This is a genomic window from Pandoraea sp. NPDC087047 (assembly GCF_044745225.1).
Lineage (GTDB): Bacteria > Pseudomonadota > Gammaproteobacteria > Burkholderiales > Burkholderiaceae > Pandoraea.
Window position 1 is genome coordinate 270,073 of sequence record NZ_JBIUZU010000008.1, and the last position, 18,338, is coordinate 288,410.

Here is an 18,338-nt window from a genome sequence, read left to right on the forward strand (position 1 = left end):
AATCGCCGGTTCCGAAATGTCGGACCGGCGATTTTTTCTTGATGCCGCCAGTGTGCTGACACTGGCGTTGACCATCGGACAGGAGCGTCAGGCCGCGGCTGTTTTTTTGCGACCCTCGACATCCGGCAGCAGAATCGTCACGATCCCGAGCAACGGCAGATAGGCGCACACGTGATAGACGAAGTCGATGCTCGTGGAGTCGGCCAGCTCACCGAGCACGGCGGCGCCCACCCCCCCCATCCCGAAAGCGAAGCCGAAGAACAGCCCCGAGACGGTACCGACCTTGCCCGGCATCAGCTCCTGCGCGTAGACCAGAATGGCCGAGAACGCGGAGGCCAGGATCAGGCCGATCACCACCGTCAGAATGCCGGTCCAGAACAGGTTGGCGTACGGCAGCATCAGCGTGAAAGGCGCAGCGCCGAGGATCGATCCCCAGATCACATACTTGCGGCCGATCTTGTCGCCCAGCGGGCCGCCGATCATCGTGCCCGCCGCCACGGCGAACAGGAAGACGAACAGATGCACCTGCGCGCTTTGCACCGACACGTTGAACTTGCTGATCAGATAGAACGTGAAGTAGCTGCTGATGCTCGCAAGATAGAAGTACTTCGAGAAAATCAGCACCAGCAGAATGCCGATGGCAAACAGCACCTTGCCGCGCGACAGATGCACGGTGCCGCCTCGGCGCGCTGCCGGCTTGCCCTTGCTCGCGGCGCGTTGCACGGCGTACCAGCGGCTCACGTGATACAGCACGAAGATCGCGACGAGCGCCGCCACCGAGAACCACGCCACGCTGCCGCGGCCGTGCGGCACGATGATCAGCGCGGCCAGTAACGGGCCGAGCGACGAACCGACGTTGCCGCCGACCTGGAAGAACGACTGCGCCATGCCGTGACGTCCGCCCGAGGCCATGCGCGCCACGCGCGACGACTCCGGATGGAATACGGACGACCCCATACCGACCAGCGCCGCCGCGACCAGCAGCATGCCGAAGTTCGGCGCGACCGCCAGCAGCAACAGCCCCACGAGCGTAAAGCCCATGCCGACCGGCAGCGAATACGGCTTCGGATGCTTGTCGGTGTACAGGCCCACCACCGGTTGCAGCAGCGATGCCGTGATCTGGTACGTGAGGGTAATCAGGCCGACCTGACCGAAGCTCAGGTCGAAACCGGCCTTGAGCAGCGGGTAGATGGCGAGAATCAACGACTGAATCATGTCGTTGAGCAAGTGGGAAAAGCTGATCGCAGACAGCACACGGAATGCTGCGCCCTGCGCCGCCGGCGATTTGGGAGCCTCGGCGCCGGGAAGGGACGTTACGGGTTGACTCGACATGGGATGAGTGGACTTACGTCTAAGGCTTAAGGAAACGTGCGATTTCCGGCGGTTTCGCGCACCTATGCGCGAAAGTAGGGATTCATCCCAATTTCCGTCAGAAATTTAATGAGTGAAGTGTAGAGCATGCGTAAATCGTCGTTACGCCAAGTTTTGTCGCGATTACGCCATCCGAGCACCACGCTGAATGCGGCCTCAACGCCGCATTGCGGCGACCGGGAATGCCCCCGGATGACCCGCTCGCGCATCGGCGGCAAGCGCCGCGCACGCACGTCTGTCGGGCGTTGTGCGGGTTTATCGGGGTCGGACGCCGTCGGGGATTCGTGTAGAGTCAATTGACGAGTTGTGCCGTGCAACACGCCATACACCGGCGTTGCACACAGTCCACACAGGGCCCGCTCTTTCCTTGGTTGGCAGCGAACATGATTCAACACTCCAGAGTCGTGCAGTGGCTGGTGACCGGACTTGTCGTGGCGGTCACGCTCATCGTCGTCCTTTTTCTGGGCTGGCTGCGCATCTATCACATGTCGCAGTCGATTCTTCAGCAGGAAGCCGAGCGCCAGCGCGACGCCCTCGAGCGCATCGTCTCGCAAGCCGAGGGCACGCTGCGCGGCGCAACGCCCTGGGTCGGCCGCTCTTGCAGCGAGGTCAGCTCGTCGCTTCAGGCCACCGGCACGCTCAGCCCCTACTTCCGCTCCATCTGGCTCGTCTCGCGCGGGCAGCTCTATTGTTCGTCGGTCACGCGCTCGGACGCCGCCCTCAATCTTCCCTTCCCCGCCGATCTCGTGCCCATGCTCACGGGCAAACGCGCGATGCTCGTCGGCGGCACGCCCTTTGTGCGCGATTCGCCCGCGCTGGCGATTTACGTGCCGACCTCGGCCACGGACGGCGTGCTCGGATTCGTCGACGGCGTCTATCTCACCGAGACACTGCATAGCGTCAAGAACAGTGATCTGGCGTGGACGGCCATGACTGTGGGCAAGGTAGCACTCACCTCGGAAGGCCCGCGCCTGGAATCGGCCGGCCTTGCGACGCGCGGGGCGCAGGTCACGCTGACGTCGGAACATTTCGTCACATCGCTCGCCGGCAGCCCGTCGCTGATGCAATCGCTCGCGGCCAACCAGGCGCCCATCTTCCTGGCGTTCGGCGGTCTCATCGCGTTTTTGCTCGGGGTGCTGACGTTCCGCCATCTCGGTCCGTCGCAGTTCATGAAGCGGCAGATCGCGCACGGCATCAAGCGCAACGAGTTCAAGGTCTACTACCAGCCGGTGATGGAGCTCGCTACCGGTCGCTGTGCCGGTGCCGAGGCATTGCTGCGCTGGCACCATCCGATTGCGGGTCTGGTGCGCCCGGACGCCTTCATCCCCATTGCCGAAGGCAACGGTCTCATTGTCGAACTCACTCGTGCGCTGCTGCGCCAGATTCGTAACGACGTGGCGAAAGGCGCGTTGCCGCAGGGCTTTCACATCGGCATCAATCTCGCGGAACGGCACTTGCGCGATACGACCATCATTCACGATATCGAGCGGTATTACGGTTCGCTAAACGATACCTATCCGATGATCGCCGAGATTACCGAGCGGTACGTAATTCGCGACACGGCGGCAGCGCGCAACGTGATGGCCGAACTTCAGCGGCGCGGCATCGAGACGGCGCTGGATGACTTCGGGGCCGAGAACAACTCCATCGGCTACCTGAAGCGCTACGACTTCAACTATCTGAAGATCGACAAGGAATTCCTGCCCGTGACCGAAGACGACGTGGTCACGCGCAACATCTGCGATTCCATCATCAATCTGGCCGAGCGGCTGGACATGACGATCGTGGCGGAGGGGGTGGAGAACGCCATGCAGGCGAATTACCTGCGTGAGCGCAAGGTCACTTATGCGCAGGGATATCTGTTTGCGCGCCCGATCGCGTTCGACGAATTGGTGCAATTCGCGATTGCCCACGCGGGCACGGGACTGACGGCCGTGAAGGCAACGCCTGCGACGGTCTCGCCGCTGGCATCGTTCACGCCTCGCAAGGCGATCTGAGGGAATCTGCGCCGGACAAAAACGCCCGACCAGCGAAGAGACCGGTCGGGCGTTTTGTCCGGCGATACCGCAACCGGATCAGAAGACCAGCTGTGGCATGTTGCTGCGTGGCGCGGGCGCTGCGGCTGCCCGTGTGCTGTCTCTCATTTCGGCGCGCAGCAACCACAATCGCTGCGCAACGAAACTTCTGAAGCGCATTTCACCCGCGGAGAAAGAGATTTGCATCTGATGTCGCTTGCCGTTGGGCAGCGTGCGAACCAGACGATAGTATCGAGCCCCGTCAACCGTTTCCTTGATATTCCTGACGCGCATCATTTCACCCCGTTTCTGTTGTGTCAGGTGAGTGGGCACTTCGGCAAACGTCGCATTCCCGGTCATCTCGCAGCAGACTTGGATGGCTTGGATGTCAAGTCTGAAGCACGACAAACCGGCATTGGGGGGGCATGCGGCAAAAATCAATGTAGAGGAGAAACGTCCCCCATTCGTCCCCCAAAAGACGTCCGAAGCGCGCTTCGTTGGTGCGCCGCAACAGTTCCCCGTCCAGCTTCCGTACTCGCTGGTTTGCCCACCCTCTACAATGCGGCCACCTGCTGAGTTTGATCGAAAAAATCATTATGGTTTCCGAACCTTCTTCAACGCCGGATGATGTTTTACGCAACGAAATGGACAATGCCCTGCAAGTGAGCGGTTCGCTCTGGCTGCATCGAGGCAATTCGCCGCTTGGCGGCCAGGCGCGTATCGCCTTGCTGGAGCACATTGCCGCGCAAGGCTCGATTACCGCTGCCGCGAAGGCGGCGGGCATGAGCTACAAGGCGGCATGGGACGCCGTGGACGCGATGAACCAGCTCGCCGGCGAACCGCTGGTCGCGCGCAGCACGGGCGGACGCGGCGGTGGCGGCACACGCCTGACCCCGCGCGGCGCCAAGCTGGTAGCGGCGTTTCGGGCAGTGGAAGTGGCGCAGCAGCAGTTCCTTGCGCGCGTCGCCAACGATCTGGAGCATTTCGACGAGCAATGGCCGGTCATCGCACGGCTCGGACTCCAGACCAGCGCGCGCAACCAACTGCACGGAACGATCACCGACATTCGACGCTGCGGCGTGAATGACGAGGTAACGTTGACGCTTCCCGGCGGCGAGGCGATCACCGCCTCGCTCACTCATCACAGCACGCAATCGCTCGGGCTGGCGCTCGGCGGGCAGGCGTTCGCGCTGATCAAGGCGCCGTGGATCGAAGTGGCGCGCGGCGCGGATCTCGCGGGATTGCCAACGGCCAACCGGCTGTCCGGCACGGTGGACGCCATCGCCGACGATGCCGGGCAGGCCGAAGTCATCCTGGCGTTGCCGGGGGGCGGCCGTCTCGCGGCCGTGATGCCGCACGACACGCTGACGTCGCGGGGGCTGACCATGGGTATCGGCGCGACGGCCGCTTTCGCGGCCGTCAGCGTGATCGTGGGTGTGATGGCCTGACGCGCTTTCGTCTTGCCCCGCGCGCCGGGCCTCGGTCAGCGCATTACATCGCAGGGGTTTCGCAGTTCGGTGCGCCCTCACGACTGGCGTCGCGACGGTCCAGACGCAAGCTCAGCAGCGCCACCCCCACCCCGGCAAGCGGCACGAGCGCGGCCACCCACGGCACTGCCGCCAGTCCCGGGCCATGATCGATGACGAAGCCGCCAAGCCACGCACCCATGGCATTGCCGAGGTTGAACGCGGCGATATTGAAGCTCGACGCCAGACTCTCACCGGCCCCGGACGCCTTTTCCATCACCCAAAGTTGCAGCGGTACCACCGTCGCAAAGGCGGTCGCACCGAGCAGCGCCACAAAGGCGATGGTCAGCCAGTGAGAGTGCAGCGCGAACGTCATCAGCCCCAGCACTACGGATAGCGCCAGCAGACTGCCCAGCACCGCCGGCACCACGCGACGATCCGCGAGCTTGCCACCCAGCAGATTGCCGACGACCAAACCGCCGCCGAAGACCAGCAGAACCGGTGACACGGCGCCCTCGGCAAAGCCCGCCACTTCGGTGAGCAGCGGCGCAATGTAAGTGAACACACCGAACACGCCGCCCCAGCCGAGAACCGTCGTCAACAAGCCCAGCAGCACGGGACGACGCCCCAGCGCACGCAAGTCGGCACGCCAGTCGCCGGCATCTTTGGGCGCGGGGATCTTCGGCACGAACCACGCGATCACGAGCAGCGAGATCGCGCCGATCACCGTCACGGCCCAGAAACTGGCGCGCCAGCCGAAATGCTGTCCCAGCCACGTACCGAACGGCACGCCGAGAATATTGGCGACCGTCAGGCCGGTAAACATCACGGCGATGGCCGACGCACGACGCTCGCGCGGCACCAGACCGGTCGCGACCACCGAGCCGACGCCGAAGAACGTGCCGTGGGCGAACGACGTCAGCACACGCGCCGCCATCAGCGCCCCGTAGCTTGGCGCCAGCGCACAGGCCGCGTTACCGACAGTGAAGATCGCCATGAGGACCAGCAGCACCGTCTTGCGCGGCCAGCGGGCGGTGGCGGTCGTCATGACCGGCGCGCCGACGACGACACCCAGTGCATAACCGGAAATGAGCAGGCCAGCGGCCGCGATCGACACGCCGAAATCGGCGCCGACGTTGAGCAGCAAGCCCATGATGACGAACTCCGTCACGCCGATGCCGAAGGCACCGGCGGTCAGGGCGTAGATGGCGATGGGCACGGAAAACTCCTGTCTGAAATGAGGACGGCCACGCCATCGAAGTGACGGCGGTGACCGATGTGCGGAATATAGACGTCCCGATATTGATGAAATAGACTGCGCGAAGGAAAATCATTTGTGATTTCATGTCACAAGCCGACGCGAAAGCCGTCGTCGCAAGCCACAGGTCGAGGGAACATCCGATGGGTCGACAGGACGTCAACCGCTCAGGCGATATGGAAGTCTTCGCGCGCGTGGTGGAGCTGGGCGGTTTCTCCGCCGCCGCGCGGGCGCTGCATATGACGCCGTCTGCCGTGAGCAAGCTGGTTGCGCGGCTCGAAGCGCGCTTGGGCGCACGTCTGTTCAATCGCTCCACGCGACGCCTGCAACTGACCCCCGAAGGCACCGCCTTTCACGAGCGCGCATTGCGGGTGCTGGCCGACATCGACGCGGCCGAGCGCGAAGCGGCCGCCGGTGCCGTGCCGCGCGGCCTGCTGCGGGTGAATTCGAGCGTGCCCGTCGGCACACTCTATCTGCTGCCGATCGTTCCGGCATTTCTGGCGAAGTACCCCGAGATCCGGCTCGACCTGACGTTCACGGACACGGTCGTCGACCTGTTGTCGCAACGCGCCGACGTCGCCGTGCGCGCGGGCACGCTGCGCGACTCGCGGCTGGTCGCCCGCAAACTCGGCGAGAGCCGCGTGCACGTGGTGGCATCGCCGGACTATCTGGCACGCAGCGCACCGCTGCGCACCCCGGCCGACCTGATCCACCACAACGTCATGGCGTTCAATTTCGAGCGTCAGGTGCCGGGCTTGCCGTTCCTCGACGGTGCAGGGGGCGTTACGCTCTATCCGCCCGCCGGCAACCTGCTCGTGAGCGACGGCGAGACCATGCGCAATCTCGCGCTCAAGGGGTTGGGGATTGCACGTCATTCGCGGTATCACGTTGACGCCGACTTGCGCGCAGGACGTCTCGTGACCGTGCTCGAAGACTACAACCCGGGCGACCGGGAACCGGTGCACGCGGTGTATGTGGGTCAGGGCGGCCACTTGCCCGCGCGCGTGCGCGCGTTTCTCGACTTCCTCGTGGACAACGTGCACCTGCCCTGCTGAGATTTCGCCGTCGCGCGTAACAACGCCGCTCAGGTGGGTTTCAGTCCGCGATACGACCAGACGAAGAGCGGCCACGCCAGGGCGGCGCAAATCAGACCGCCGGCCCACACCAGCCCCCAGCCGCCAACCGATAGCAGCAGCGGGATTGCCAGCGGCGTGAGGAACATCGTCAGAAAGACACCCGTGTTGCCGATGCCCAGCGCCGTGCCTGCGCGCGACGCCCCGGCGAGCGTCGCCAACTCGGTGAAGGCAACGCCGTGCCAGGCCGACGCCACCACGCCTCCCGCGATCAACAGCGCGATCATCCAGGGCGTGCCGTGCACCAGCCAGTCGGGACGGTGAGCGAGCACCGCCACGAGCAACGCGAGCATCGCAAACACCACGCCAACGGCAATCGTGCAGGCCCGCAGATAGGCCGGACGATTGCGGCGCTTGTCCGTATAGCGTCCGCTCCACACGCGCGTGATCGCAGCGCCTGTCTGCACGGCCCCGAGCGTGAGCGAGATCGTCACGACGCTCACATGCGCGAAGTCGTGCAGAAACACCGTACCGAATGTCAGCACCGCGATCTGCGGCATGGCAAGCACCGCCATGCCCAGCGCCGTGCTCAGAAGACGGGCGTCGCGCAGCGGTGAATAGTGCGCGGCGGAACGTCCACCTGTTGCGGCACCCGCCACCGGGGCGTGGGTGTGCGCGGCTTCATGGGCTTCCTCCGGCGGTTCGAGCAGCCATAGCCACGCCATGGCGGCAGCGGCAACGCATGCGACGGCCAGTCCGGCGAATACCCCCGCAAAGCCGAAGTGCTGCGCGGTGCCCGGCAGCACGAGCGCCCCGATACCGCCGCCCATCGGCACGGCGCATTGCCGCACGCTCATCGCGAGGCCACGCTCGCTGTCGTGGAACCAGCGCATGATGGCGCGTCCGCTCGATCCGTTCACGCTGCCGCCGAGCATGCCGATGGCCAGCATGCCCGCCGCAAGCATCGGCATCGGCGGGACGAAATGCGCCGTCGGCACGCCCCACAAACCGAGGCCCAGCAGCGCCGCCGCCGTCACCATCAGCCCCACGAGTAGCACCCGCCGGTCGCCCCAGCGGTCGGTGAGCATGCCCCACGGCAGTTCGGAAACGGCGATCCCCAGGCCGATCATGCCCAGCACCAGACCGAGGTCGGCATTCGCCAGCGCGTAGGCGCTTCGCATCTGCACCGCCGTGGCCGGAATGCCGCCCAGCGCAGCGGCAAAGCTGCAATTGGCCGCCACGCCAACGCCCAGCACCTTCCAGCGGTGATTTCGGCCGAGGGTCCGACCTTCTACGACGTGAGGTGGATCCTGCGCAGGTAGCGTAGGTAGCGCAGACGATAGGGATGGCACGGAGGGCGCCGGACCGGCATTCCCCGGGGCAGCAGGAACAGTACACAGACGTTCATTCATGAGTGACACGGTGCGCGGCCCGCGGGCACGCGTCTCAGAGGGGGAATTGGCGGTATCCCGCCGCGTACCCACGCATGGATCGAGACACCATGCTCCGCATCGTACGGATGTACAATCCATCGGAAAAGCGGGAAAATTCGATGACTTATATCGCGTTTTCCGGATTAACTCCGAACGCCCGCCCGATCGTCAGTTGCTCGACGGTCATGCCGCCGATGCAACGCCTTTCCGAGAGCCACCATGAATGCCCGCGCCTTCGACCTGACGCAGTTACGCACGTTTATCGCCATCCACGACGCCGGCAGCATTTCGGCCGCAGCGGAGCAGATATTCCTGTCGCAGTCGACCGTGAGCGAGCAACTCAAGAAGCTCGAAGAGCGCGCCGGCCAGCCGTTGCTCGTGCGCTCGCGCAAGGGCATGCGGCCGACGCCGGCGGGCACGCGCCTACTCGGTTACGCGCGTCAGATTGCCACCCTGTCCGAAGCGGCGTTCGAAGATCTGCATGGCGTATTGCTCGATGGCGAGTTGCGCATCGCCATCACGGACTATTACCGTCCGCACGATGTTGGCCGCGTCCTCAAGCGATTCACGAACCTTTACCCGCGCCTGCGCCTGCACGTCAGCGCCATGCAAAGCGCACAGATCGAGCGTACCGCGCTCACGGGCGAGCATTTCGACGTCGGGCTGGCGTTGCGGTTCATGAACGAAGATGTCGGCAAAGGGGCCAAGGCGCTGGGATATCGCACGCCGGGCACGCTGGTGCGACGCGAGCGTCTCGTATGGGCAATGTCGTCGACGCTGGCCGAGCCGCTGGGCGAGCCGATGCCGCTGGTGACGCTGCCGCCCAATTGCGCGCTGCAGGGCCTCGTCATCAGTCTGCTGGAGCGGCATCGGGTGCCGTATCGCGTCTCGCACTCGGCCGCCGGTGTAGCCGGTATGCAGTTGGCGCTCGGCGCGGGGCTGGGCATCTCGTGCCTGAACGAATCGGCGCTCACGCCCGATCTCGTCGTGTGCCCGCCGTCGCTCGGCTTGCCGCCGCTGCCGCGCGCGGAATTCCATCTGCTGCCGGGACGCGCCGACGAAACCGATCTCATCCGCCATGCGCGCAATGCGCTGCTGCGGCTGTTCGCGTGATACCTTTCGCTGATCTCGTTTTTGTCCGCTTATTGCGGCTGCCGTCATGCCGGAAGCTACGCCCAATTCTCCGATTCGTCTGAATTTCAACACCCGCCGCGCGCTGCTGTTCGCACTGACGGCCGAGCGTCTGTCGGCGTTCTACGAGCATGGCCAATGGATGACGGACAAGCAGGGGGCGACGCTCGCGCAGATGTGGCTATCGCGCTCGAAGCTCCAATTGCCGCTGGAGGAGAGGCGTCTACTCTCCACGTTGAGCGACGATTTCGCCCGCGAGCTCGCCGCTTCGCTGTCGCGCGAAGCGGGGCTTTATACCGCGCATGAAATGACGGAATCGCTCGACGCGGACTATGCTTACGCGTCGGTCGTGGCGCAGGATCTGCTGGAAGATTGCACGCGACGCCTTGTCGAGGCGGGAATCACGGAGTAACGGGCCGCGCCAGCTCCAGCTCCGCGCCGACGCCACTCAACCGCCCGCGCAAAACGACGCGGTGCACGACCGAAAGCGTCAGGCGACGATCCCGCGCTCCTGTACGAGCACCCAGGGCGCGACCACCACGGCCCACAACTCGGGCGTGCGTGCGGAGAAATCGGCGGCTTGTTCGGCTTGCATGCGCTGCACCATACCGGACGTGAGCCACTGTGTGACGGTGACCTTGTCGTCGTTGGCGACGGCTTCGGCGACCGAGACGAGATCGACGCCGGGCGTGACGAACAGCAATACGCCGCGCGCGAAGAACGATTCCAGATCCTTCCAGTCGATCTTGGCGGTTTCCCCTAGCAGACGCAGATAGACGTCGCTGGCTTGCGGGGATTGGTCACAATTAGCGGGCGTAGGTGAATCCATGACAGCGGGCTCCGGGGCGTGCGAGCCGTTGGACGACCGGCACCGGCGGGAAGCGTAAGTAACGAAAACCGCATTGTAATGCGCCCCGGCGTGCGCGACGGTGGTAGCATCGGAACCCCGCGTGTGGACCGATGTCGCAGTGACATGACACGGCCGCCGCGAGGTGGCTAACGTCTTACCGAGGAACCGCATGTCCAAACAAAAAACCGACCCCAAGCTGGAACAGGCCCTGACGCGCGGCGATCTCGCCATGCGCCAGATCAACTCTGCCCGTGCGACTGCGCTGTTGCGTGCACTTGGCGAGATGATCGTGGCAGCGTCGGCGACGATCGGCGTCGAGGCGGTGGTAGACGTGCCGAACGGCGACAAGGTCTACGACCCGGAAGATGGCGTGTGGCCGCAGGCGCTCGTGCTGTCGTTCGACGGCCCCATCGACGAAGCGGACGAAGAAGAGTTGCGCACCGTGCAGCTGGTCGCCGACAAGCATCCGGAAACGTTCCAGGTGGTGTGGCATCGTGCCGATGGCAAGATGGGCCGCCACGAGGCACGTCCGCTCGCGATGGTTGCGTTCCTGACCGACGTCGAAGTGCCCTGGCTCGACGACGACGCCTGATCGCACGTCGCACTGACCGCACCAGGGACGGCATCGCTGTCGCCCCGGGTTTTGCACGCTGCTGACACCGCCGCCCGAGGCTCACGCCCGGGCGGCGGTGTCGTTTGGCGGCTGACGGAAGACGAGGCGGGTCCCCTCAGATTGCCGGTCTGCGACGATACCCGATCGCAATGACGAGTCCGGCGGCGATAAAGCCCGCACCCAGTATGCCGGCGTCGCTCAATCTGTCGCCAAAGAAAGCGAAGCCGAATGCCGTTGCAAAGAGCGGATCGCTGGTCTCGATGATCTGCACCTTGCTTGCCTGCCCGCCTTCTACGGCCCGAGTCGTGAAATAGAAGCCGCCGATGGTCGGTAGCAATACGAGCGCGCACAGCGTCACCCATACGAAACCGCTCGGCATCGCGAAGCCTTCCTGCACGAGCGGCATCAGCAGAAAGACGCTCCCGAACCCGAACAGCCAGACCAACTGGGGGAATCCGGCCCCCATCCGAAACCACTTGGAGAGGAAGATAAACAGCGCATAGCCGCAGCCCCCGGCGAGCGCCAGCGCGATGCCCGATACGGTGCCGGTCACGCCGCTTTCAAAAAAGCTCATCGTCCCGACGCCCATGACAATGGCCGCGAATGCGACCACCTTCCGACGCGTCACCGTCTCCCCGAGCAGCCATCCGGACAACGCAATGGTCGCGCCGCCCGCGGCATAAGTGAGGAAGGAAACCAGTGGAATCGATGCCTCGGAGAACGCTTTCGTCTCAAAGTAATAGAGGCAAAAGATCCCGAGAAAGGCGAGACACGCGAACTCGCGCCAGCGATGGCCAAGTCTGACGGTTTGCGTCCGTAGTTCCTGCCGCGATGCACACAACGCACCGACCAGCACGAACGCGCCAAAACATTTCCAGAAGGCGATCATCGCGGACGTCGCGCCTTGCTCAAATCCCGTCCGAGTCAAGACACCAATCGTGCCGTTAAGGATCGCCGCCACCAGCGCGAAGCCCTCAGACCCGAAGCGATTCCAACTGGACGCTGGTGATTTCATGCGTAACCGTTTAAGCCCTGACAACATTTTCAAGGCCTCCCCGAAGTACTGACGAAATCGATAAAAGCCATTCGGTCGGGTCGGTCCGACGAAAAGATTCCGCCCCATCGGTCGTCCCACTTGGCAAAGATGATGTCCGTTCGAAGCGTCTCGGTGGCCGCGGCGAGGTTCCAATGTGGAACCCCGGGTAACAGATGGTGCGTCAGATGAAACGAATCACCGTGCATCCCGATGAAGAGGCGTTCGAACCAACAGGCGTATCGGTTGCGAGCACTGAAACACCAGTCGTCAGGCGCTTCCATGAATGGGTAATGCTCGGATAGCTCGCTGAGCCATCCTATGACGGGATAAACGACGACCAGTGGGATCCACCAGAGGAACAATAGGATTGTCAGCCACTCCTGCATGTAGGCGATTGCAGCGACTAACACATGAAGACTTGGAATCAACCAGGACTCGGCTTGCGCTTTGCCCGGTCGAAGGGAAAACGACAGACGACTCAGAATCAAGGACTTGACGTATCGGAGCGTCATTCGGCCCCAAAGCACGCTCAAAACAAACCGTCGAAAAAAGACCGGACCTCGGTGGGTCCCGTATACGCCCGCGGACTTCAGTTCCCTGTAATCGGGATCGTGATCAGCGTCCCCTAATCGCGTGTGATGGGCAATAACGTGGGATTGGCGATAGGCGCGCATGGATTGCATGATTGGCCAACCACACAGCACTCGGCTCACGGTCTTGTTCAAGAGCTTCGACTTGAACAACGTCCCATGTGAAGCATCATGAAAGAGACTTGCCAATGCTCGCTGTCTCGCGCCGATAACAAGCATCGACAACGGATACATCAGTGGATGTAGGCAAAGCGTCAACGCACAAGCGGCACCAATCCATAAAAAGTCGATTGCGATAGCGATAAACCCGCGATAGTTGTTTCGCCTGCACAACGCTTTGATGTCGTTCCTCTGCGCTACGGTAAGCGTAAGACTCGTGTACTTCTGCGCCATGTTCTCTCCCGGAAATGCATCGACGACGCCGGGGGGATCACGCCCCCCTATGCATCGATGCGCATCGCGCTCCGGGGGAAAGCGCAGCCAAAATCGACTTGGCATTCTGCCAGTGGAAAGCCACCGCCATGCCGGATTCGGGCACGAAAAGTCAGATTTCGGAATTTTCGGATGGCTCGATCGGCTGACTCGATCGAATAACTCCGCTTTCCCGAGTCATCCGACGACATGCGTGAAGATGGGGTGGCGCGTCAGATCAAATCGACGCCAGCGCAAACGTGCTTCCCGTCGCGATCTTCTCGACGGCGTCGCCTTGTCTGAAATGCAGCGCGTCGAACTCACCCAGCACGGTAGCGCTCTCGCCCTGAACGTGCAGCGCCGTGCCCTCGGGAATCGCTACCACGCTCTCATCCGGATTGATCGCCAGATACTCCGCCAGACGCTCCTCGCGCGACTCGCCGTTATGCCCCGCCGGCTTGCCGCTGATGAAGTGCGGGTTCACCTGAAACGGAATCAGGTTGAGCGCCTTGAGGGTCGGTGGCTCGACGATCGGCATGTCGTTGGTCGTGCGGATGGTCGGGCACACCACGTTCGCCCCCGCGCTCCATCCCACGTACGGCATGCCCGCATTCACGCGCTCGCGCAGCAGCCCCACGATGCCCGCGTTGTACATGCGGTCCAGCAGCACGAACGTATTGCCCCCGCCCACGACCACCGCTTCCGCCTGCTCGACGGCCGCACGCGCATCCTTGTGGTGATGGATCGACTCCAGCGCGTAACCGAACCGCTCGAACGACGGCTTCACGCGCGACTCGTACTCGTCGAAGCTGAAGGTAATGCCGCCCGCGTACGGCACGAACAACACCCGCTTCGCACGGCCCCGGAGCACCGCGTGCACCTGGTCCTCGGCATGCTCCAGATAGCCCGTGCTGCCCTTGCGGGAACTGCTCATCATCAAGATCTGTTTCACGACGCATGCCTCCTGGGCAGATGGTCTTGGGGGATGGGTACGCTTTGCGCGAAAACATCGAGTGTACCCGTCGCGCGAACGAACCCATCCACCGCGCGACCGACGTCACGCCACGTCTTCAAACCCGCGCCCGCATTTCTCATAAAGTGAAACGCCATACCGAATGCTGCAACCGCACACCAGAATTCGGACGTCGGACGCAAACCCTTGTGGCGCCGATGTCATACGAAAACCCTTATCCCACCTATAAGCTGCGGGGGTGTCACGACTCGAATTACCGGGTTTCCGAGCGCCCGGAGAAGGATTACACTCAGACTCTTATATAAGACTGCCCCTTATCGTCTGTCCTCCTGACGATGTGTCTGTCGCGAAATGCGTCGGCACGCCCGGCAAGAGGGCGAATGAAGTCGCGTCAACCTGGTTTTCAAACTCGAGTACAGCATCATGACTTCCACTTCCCAGCGTGGCGGCCTGAAGGTCGCAGACAATCTGATCGCGTTCATCGAAAAGGAAGCCCTGCCGGGCACCGGTGTCGATGTCGATGCGTTCTGGAAAGGCTTCGACGCCATCGTCCACGACCTCGCCCCGAAGAACCGCGCACTGCTCGCCGAGCGTGACCGTCTGCAAGGCGAGCTCGACAACTGGCATCGCGCCCATCCGGGCCCGATTGCCGACGCCGCCGATTACCGCGCTTTCCTCGAAAAGATCGGTTATCTGCTGCCCGCGCCTGCGAGCGTCAAAGCCACCACGGCCGACGTCGATTACGAAATCGCCGAGCAGGCCGGCCCGCAGCTCGTGGTGCCGCTGTCCAACGCCCGCTATGCCCTGAACGCCGCCAACGCGCGCTGGGGCAGTCTGTACGACGCCCTGTACGGCACCGACGCCATCCCCGAGACCGGCGGCGCCGAGAAAGGCACCGGCTACAACCCGAAGCGCGGCGAACGCGTGATCGCCTTCGCGCGCGGCTTCCTCGATCAGGCCGCCCCGCTCGCGCAAGGCTCGCATAAGGACGCCACCGGTTACAGCGTCGAGAACGGCAAACTGGTCGTCACGACCGAGAGCGGCAAGACCGCACTCGCCACGCCGGCCCTGTTCGTCGGCTATCAGGGCGACGCCGCCGCACCGCGCGCCGTGCTGCTCAAGCACAACGGTCTGCACTTCGAAATCCAGTTCGACGCCAGTCACCCGATCGGCAAGACCGACGCCGCCCATATCAAGGACGTGCTCGTCGAAGCGGCCGTCACCACCATCATCGATTGCGAAGACTCGGTCGCGGCAGTCGATGCCGACGACAAGGTCGAGCTGTATCGCAACTGGCTCGGTCTGATGCAGGGCACGCTGACGGAAGACGTCGCCAAGGGCGGCAAGACCTTCACGCGCCGTCTGAACCCGGACCGCGAATACACCGGCGCCGATGGCAAGCCCGTGAAGCTGCATGGCCGCTCGCTGCTGTTCATCCGTAACGTCGGCCATCTGATGACCAACCCGGCGATCACCGATCGCGAGGGCCGCGAGATTCCGGAAGGCATTCTCGACGGTGTGGTCACCGTGCTCGCCTCGCTGCATGACCGCAAGCATCGTCTGAACTCGCGCACCGGCTCGATCTACATCGTCAAGCCGAAGATGCACGGCCCGGCTGAAGTCGCGTTTGCCGACGAGCTGTTCGGTCGCATCGAAGACCTGTACCGCCTGCCGCGCAACACGCTCAAGATGGGCATCATGGACGAAGAGCGCCGCACCAGCGTCAACCTCTCGGCCTGTATCGCGGCAGCCGCCGCCCGCGTTGCCTTCATCAACACGGGCTTCCTCGATCGCACGGGCGACGAAATGCACACGGCGATGGAAGCCGGTCCGATGATGCGCAAGGGCGACATGAAGTCCTCGGCGTGGATCACGTCGTACGAAAAGAGCAACGTGCTCGTGGGTCTGGCGGCCGGCCTGCGTGGCCGCGCCCAGATCGGCAAGGGCATGTGGGCGATGCCGGATCTGATGCACGCCATGCTCGAGCAGAAGATCGCGCATCCGAAGGCCGGTGCGAACACCGCGTGGGTGCCGTCGCCGACCGCTGCCACGCTGCACGCCTTGCACTATCACGTGGTCGACGTGCAGGCCGTCCAGCAAGAACTCGAGAAGATCGATTACGCGAAGGAGCGCGACGCGCTGCTCACCGGCCTGCTGACGGTGCCGGTCGTGGCCAGGGCCGAATGGAGCGCCGACGACATCCGCAAGGAAATCGAGAACAACGCGCAAGGCATTCTGGGCTACGTCGTGCGCTGGATCGATCAGGGCGTGGGCTGCTCGAAGGTGCCAGACATCAACGACATCGGCCTGATGGAAGACCGTGCCACGTTGCGTATCTCGAGCCAGCATCTGGCGAACTGGCTGCGTCATGGCGTGATCACGCGCGAACAGGTCGAGGAGACCCTCAAGCGCATGGCGGCCGTGGTCGACAAGCAGAACGCGGGCGACAAGCATTACGTGCCGATGGCCCCGAACTTCGACACATCGCTGGCGTTCAAGGCGGCCAGCGCGCTGGTATTCGAAGGTCTGACGCAACCCAACGGCTACACCGAGCCGCTGCTGCACAAGTACCGTCTGGAGCTGAAGGCGAAGCAGCGCGGCTGATGGCCTGAGAGGATCGGCCTGCGAACTGTCTGACGACGGGTCGCTGCCCGAGACTTATCACGAGACGCCTGACGGGGTAACCTGTCAGGCGTCTTCGTTTTTTCAGGAGCCAGTTGCCCAATGGACTCAGCGGCCCCCACGGACCCCACGCCTCGTCCCGACCCCGCAACGCACGCCGCCATCGCCCTGCAACGCGCCGAACGGCGCGCGCTGTCGCTCCTTCTCGTGGCGCTCGCGATCTTCATCGCCACGCTCTTCATGCCGGTGAGTTTCTTCACTGGCTGGATTCGCGCAGCGGCCGAAGCGGCGATGGTCGGCGGCCTGGCCGATTGGTTCGCCGTCGAAGCGCTGTTCCGGCGCATTCCGATCCCCGGGCTCGCGCGGCACACGAACATTCTGATCCGCAAGAAAGATGCGCTCGGCGACGGCCTTGCCTGCTTCGTGCGCGAAAAGTTTCTCGATACGCCATCGGTCGTGCGCCTCATCGAGCAACAGAATCCGGCCGACGCCGTTACGCGCTGGCTCGGCTCGTACGAGAACACGCGTCAGTTGAGCGCCGTGCTCGTGAAGGTCGCGGGCGGCGTGCTCGATGTGATGGACGAGCGCAACGTGCAGGCATTTATCCGGCGCGCGCTCGATGCCATGATCGACCGTCTGGATCTGTCGCAATCGGCCGCCGCGATTCTCGACACGCTGACGCGCGACGGCCGTCATCAGGCATTGCTGGACGAGACGCTCGACTATCTCGTTGAGCTGCTGAACGAGCCGCAGACACGCGAATTCATCTCGGCGCGCATTGTCGACTGGCTCAAGAGCGATCATCCGAAGAAGGAAAAGGTGTTGCCGTCGGAGTGGATCGGCAGCAAGGGCTCGGACATGATCTCGGCGGCCGTCACGCGCCTGCTCGCGCAGATGGAGGCCGACGAGTCGCATCAACTGCGCAAGGCATTCGATCGCGCGGTGGCGGGGCTCATCGAGCGGCTCAAACACGACGCCGCACTGGGTGCGAAGCTCGACGACTTCAAGGCACAGCTCAAGGGCGACACGGCGTTGAACGCGTATGTCGGCGGCCTGTGGAACGAATGGCGTGGCCGGGTGAAGCAGGATCTCGCACGCCCCGATTCGGTCATCGGCACGAAGATCACCGGTGCGGCAGCGTGGATCGGTCAGGAACTCGCGCGCAGCGAGTCTTTGCGAAAGGCGCTCGATGCGCAACTGCGCGACGCTGCCGAGCGCATGGCCCCGGGCTTCGCAGACTTCGTGACGGAACATATCCGCGCGACGGTGCGCGGCTGGAACGCGGCGCATCTGTCGCAACAGATTCGCCTGAGCGTGGGGCAGGATCTGCAATACATCCGCATCAACGGCACGCTCGTGGGCGGCCTGATCGGCGCCGTGCTTTATCTGATTGCCCAGGCCCCGGTGTTACTCGCACGCGGGGCGTGAGCGCCCACGGCTGCCCCTCGATCGGGTCGTCTTTGGTCGTCTTTAGCTGTCGTTCCCGCCCGTCAGCC

16 protein-coding genes are annotated in these 18,338 nt (G+C 63.7%); 8 read left to right on the forward strand and 8 right to left on the reverse strand.

Annotated elements, in window-relative coordinates; all coding sequences use genetic code 11:
- Positions 1-87 precede the first annotated feature (87 nt).
- A complete protein-coding gene (locus tag ACIPHM_RS17370) occupies positions 88-1,332 on the reverse strand; it encodes an MFS transporter (RefSeq protein WP_400330588.1) in 1,245 nt (414 codons plus the stop codon).
- 422 nt (positions 1,333-1,754) lie between these two features.
- Here ACIPHM_RS17370 and ACIPHM_RS17375 point away from each other — a divergent pair, with 422 nt between their 5' ends.
- Positions 1,755-3,368, forward strand: coding sequence for an EAL domain-containing protein (locus ACIPHM_RS17375; RefSeq protein ID WP_400330591.1), 1,614 nt, complete (start codon positions 1,755-1,757; stop codon positions 3,366-3,368).
- A 78-nt stretch (positions 3,369-3,446) separates the two neighbouring features.
- Here ACIPHM_RS17375 and ACIPHM_RS17380 read toward each other — a convergent pair whose 3' ends face one another.
- Complete coding sequence (locus ACIPHM_RS17380; RefSeq protein ID WP_400330594.1) at positions 3,447-3,746, reverse strand: hypothetical protein; 300 nt, start codon at positions 3,744-3,746, stop codon at positions 3,447-3,449.
- Positions 3,747-3,982: 236 nt separating this feature from the next.
- Between ACIPHM_RS17380 and ACIPHM_RS17385 the strand changes: the two genes are divergently transcribed.
- Positions 3,983-4,834: a TOBE domain-containing protein gene (locus ACIPHM_RS17385; RefSeq protein ID WP_400330597.1), complete on the forward strand. Its 852-nt coding sequence runs from the start codon at positions 3,983-3,985 to the stop codon at positions 4,832-4,834.
- A gap of 43 nt (positions 4,835-4,877) precedes the next feature.
- Here ACIPHM_RS17385 and ACIPHM_RS17390 read toward each other — a convergent pair whose 3' ends face one another.
- Positions 4,878-6,071 (reverse strand): MFS transporter, encoded by a 1,194-nt coding sequence (locus ACIPHM_RS17390; RefSeq protein ID WP_400330600.1) that lies wholly within the window; start codon positions 6,069-6,071, stop codon positions 4,878-4,880.
- A gap of 182 nt (positions 6,072-6,253) precedes the next feature.
- Here ACIPHM_RS17390 and ACIPHM_RS17395 point away from each other — a divergent pair, with 182 nt between their 5' ends.
- Positions 6,254-7,165: a LysR family transcriptional regulator gene (locus ACIPHM_RS17395; protein WP_400330603.1), complete on the forward strand. Its 912-nt coding sequence runs from the start codon at positions 6,254-6,256 to the stop codon at positions 7,163-7,165.
- Positions 7,166-7,194: 29 nt separating this feature from the next.
- On the opposite strand, the gene ACIPHM_RS17400 is transcribed toward ACIPHM_RS17395, so the two are convergent.
- Positions 7,195-8,595: an MFS transporter gene (locus ACIPHM_RS17400; RefSeq protein ID WP_400330606.1), complete on the reverse strand. Its 1,401-nt coding sequence runs from the start codon at positions 8,593-8,595 to the stop codon at positions 7,195-7,197.
- Between the two features lie 240 nt (positions 8,596-8,835).
- On the opposite strand from ACIPHM_RS17400, the gene ACIPHM_RS17405 reads away from it, so the two are divergent.
- Both ACIPHM_RS17405 and ACIPHM_RS17410 read left to right on the forward strand, forming a co-directional pair.
- Complete coding sequence (locus ACIPHM_RS17405) at positions 8,836-9,729, forward strand: LysR family transcriptional regulator (protein ID WP_400330609.1); 894 nt, start codon at positions 8,836-8,838, stop codon at positions 9,727-9,729.
- A 46-nt stretch (positions 9,730-9,775) separates the two neighbouring features.
- Entirely contained in the window at positions 9,776-10,159 is a 384-nt protein-coding gene (locus tag ACIPHM_RS17410) for a hypothetical protein (protein ID WP_400330612.1), read from the forward strand.
- A 78-nt stretch (positions 10,160-10,237) separates the two neighbouring features.
- Here the strand turns inward: ACIPHM_RS17410 and ACIPHM_RS17415 are convergent, their stop codons facing one another.
- Positions 10,238-10,576 (reverse strand): DUF2288 domain-containing protein, encoded by a 339-nt coding sequence (locus tag ACIPHM_RS17415; protein ID WP_400330615.1) that lies wholly within the window; start codon positions 10,574-10,576, stop codon positions 10,238-10,240.
- 190 nt (positions 10,577-10,766) lie between these two features.
- Between ACIPHM_RS17415 and ACIPHM_RS17420 the strand changes: the two genes are divergently transcribed.
- The gene (locus ACIPHM_RS17420) at positions 10,767-11,189 is read left to right on the forward strand and encodes a hypothetical protein (RefSeq protein ID WP_400330618.1); all 423 of its coding nucleotides are present in this window, start codon (positions 10,767-10,769) and stop codon (positions 11,187-11,189) included.
- Between the two features lie 136 nt (positions 11,190-11,325).
- On the opposite strand, the gene ACIPHM_RS17425 is transcribed toward ACIPHM_RS17420, so the two are convergent.
- The 3 genes from ACIPHM_RS17425 to pepE form a co-directional block, all read right to left on the reverse strand.
- The gene (locus tag ACIPHM_RS17425; protein ID WP_400330621.1) at positions 11,326-12,252 is read right to left on the reverse strand and encodes a DMT family transporter; all 927 of its coding nucleotides are present in this window, start codon (positions 12,250-12,252) and stop codon (positions 11,326-11,328) included.
- Positions 12,253-12,254: 2 nt separating this feature from the next.
- Positions 12,255-13,229, reverse strand: coding sequence for a fatty acid desaturase (locus ACIPHM_RS17430; RefSeq protein ID WP_400330624.1), 975 nt, complete (start codon positions 13,227-13,229; stop codon positions 12,255-12,257).
- A gap of 256 nt (positions 13,230-13,485) precedes the next feature.
- Positions 13,486-14,199, reverse strand: coding sequence for a dipeptidase PepE (gene pepE / locus ACIPHM_RS17435; protein WP_400330627.1), 714 nt, complete (start codon positions 14,197-14,199; stop codon positions 13,486-13,488).
- A 444-nt stretch (positions 14,200-14,643) separates the two neighbouring features.
- Here pepE and ACIPHM_RS17440 point away from each other — a divergent pair, with 444 nt between their 5' ends.
- Entirely contained in the window at positions 14,644-16,824 is a 2,181-nt protein-coding gene (locus ACIPHM_RS17440; protein ID WP_400330630.1) for a malate synthase G, read from the forward strand.
- A gap of 120 nt (positions 16,825-16,944) precedes the next feature.
- Entirely contained in the window at positions 16,945-18,270 is a 1,326-nt protein-coding gene (locus ACIPHM_RS17445) for a DUF445 domain-containing protein (protein WP_400330633.1), read from the forward strand.
- Positions 18,271-18,338 lie beyond the last annotated feature (68 nt).

Bases quoted from the DNA above. Each gene is read 5' to 3' on its own strand.
- ACIPHM_RS17400 (WP_400330606.1), bottom strand. From the start codon at position 8,595: ATGAATGAACGTCTGTGTACTGTTCCTGCTGCCCCGGGGAATGCCGGT.
- ACIPHM_RS17370 (WP_400330588.1), bottom strand. From the start codon at position 1,332: ATGTCGAGTCAACCCGTAACGTCCCTTCCCGGCGCCGAGGCTCCCAAA.
- ACIPHM_RS17375 (WP_400330591.1), top strand. From the start codon at position 1,755: ATGATTCAACACTCCAGAGTCGTGCAGTGGCTGGTGACCGGACTTGTC.
- ACIPHM_RS17410 (WP_400330612.1), top strand. From the start codon at position 9,776: ATGCCGGAAGCTACGCCCAATTCTCCGATTCGTCTGAATTTCAACACC.
- ACIPHM_RS17395 (WP_400330603.1), top strand. From the start codon at position 6,254: ATGGGTCGACAGGACGTCAACCGCTCAGGCGATATGGAAGTCTTCGCG.
- ACIPHM_RS17445 (WP_400330633.1), top strand. From the start codon at position 16,945: ATGGACTCAGCGGCCCCCACGGACCCCACGCCTCGTCCCGACCCCGCA.
- ACIPHM_RS17430 (WP_400330624.1), bottom strand. From the start codon at position 13,229: ATGGCGCAGAAGTACACGAGTCTTACGCTTACCGTAGCGCAGAGGAAC.
- ACIPHM_RS17405 (WP_400330609.1), top strand. From the start codon at position 8,836: ATGAATGCCCGCGCCTTCGACCTGACGCAGTTACGCACGTTTATCGCC.
- ACIPHM_RS17415 (WP_400330615.1), bottom strand. From the start codon at position 10,576: ATGGATTCACCTACGCCCGCTAATTGTGACCAATCCCCGCAAGCCAGC.
- ACIPHM_RS17425 (WP_400330621.1), bottom strand. From the start codon at position 12,252: ATGTTGTCAGGGCTTAAACGGTTACGCATGAAATCACCAGCGTCCAGT.
- ACIPHM_RS17385 (WP_400330597.1), top strand. From the start codon at position 3,983: ATGGTTTCCGAACCTTCTTCAACGCCGGATGATGTTTTACGCAACGAA.
- ACIPHM_RS17380 (WP_400330594.1), bottom strand. From the start codon at position 3,746: ATGACCGGGAATGCGACGTTTGCCGAAGTGCCCACTCACCTGACACAA.
- ACIPHM_RS17440 (WP_400330630.1), top strand. From the start codon at position 14,644: ATGACTTCCACTTCCCAGCGTGGCGGCCTGAAGGTCGCAGACAATCTG.
- ACIPHM_RS17420 (WP_400330618.1), top strand. From the start codon at position 10,767: ATGTCCAAACAAAAAACCGACCCCAAGCTGGAACAGGCCCTGACGCGC.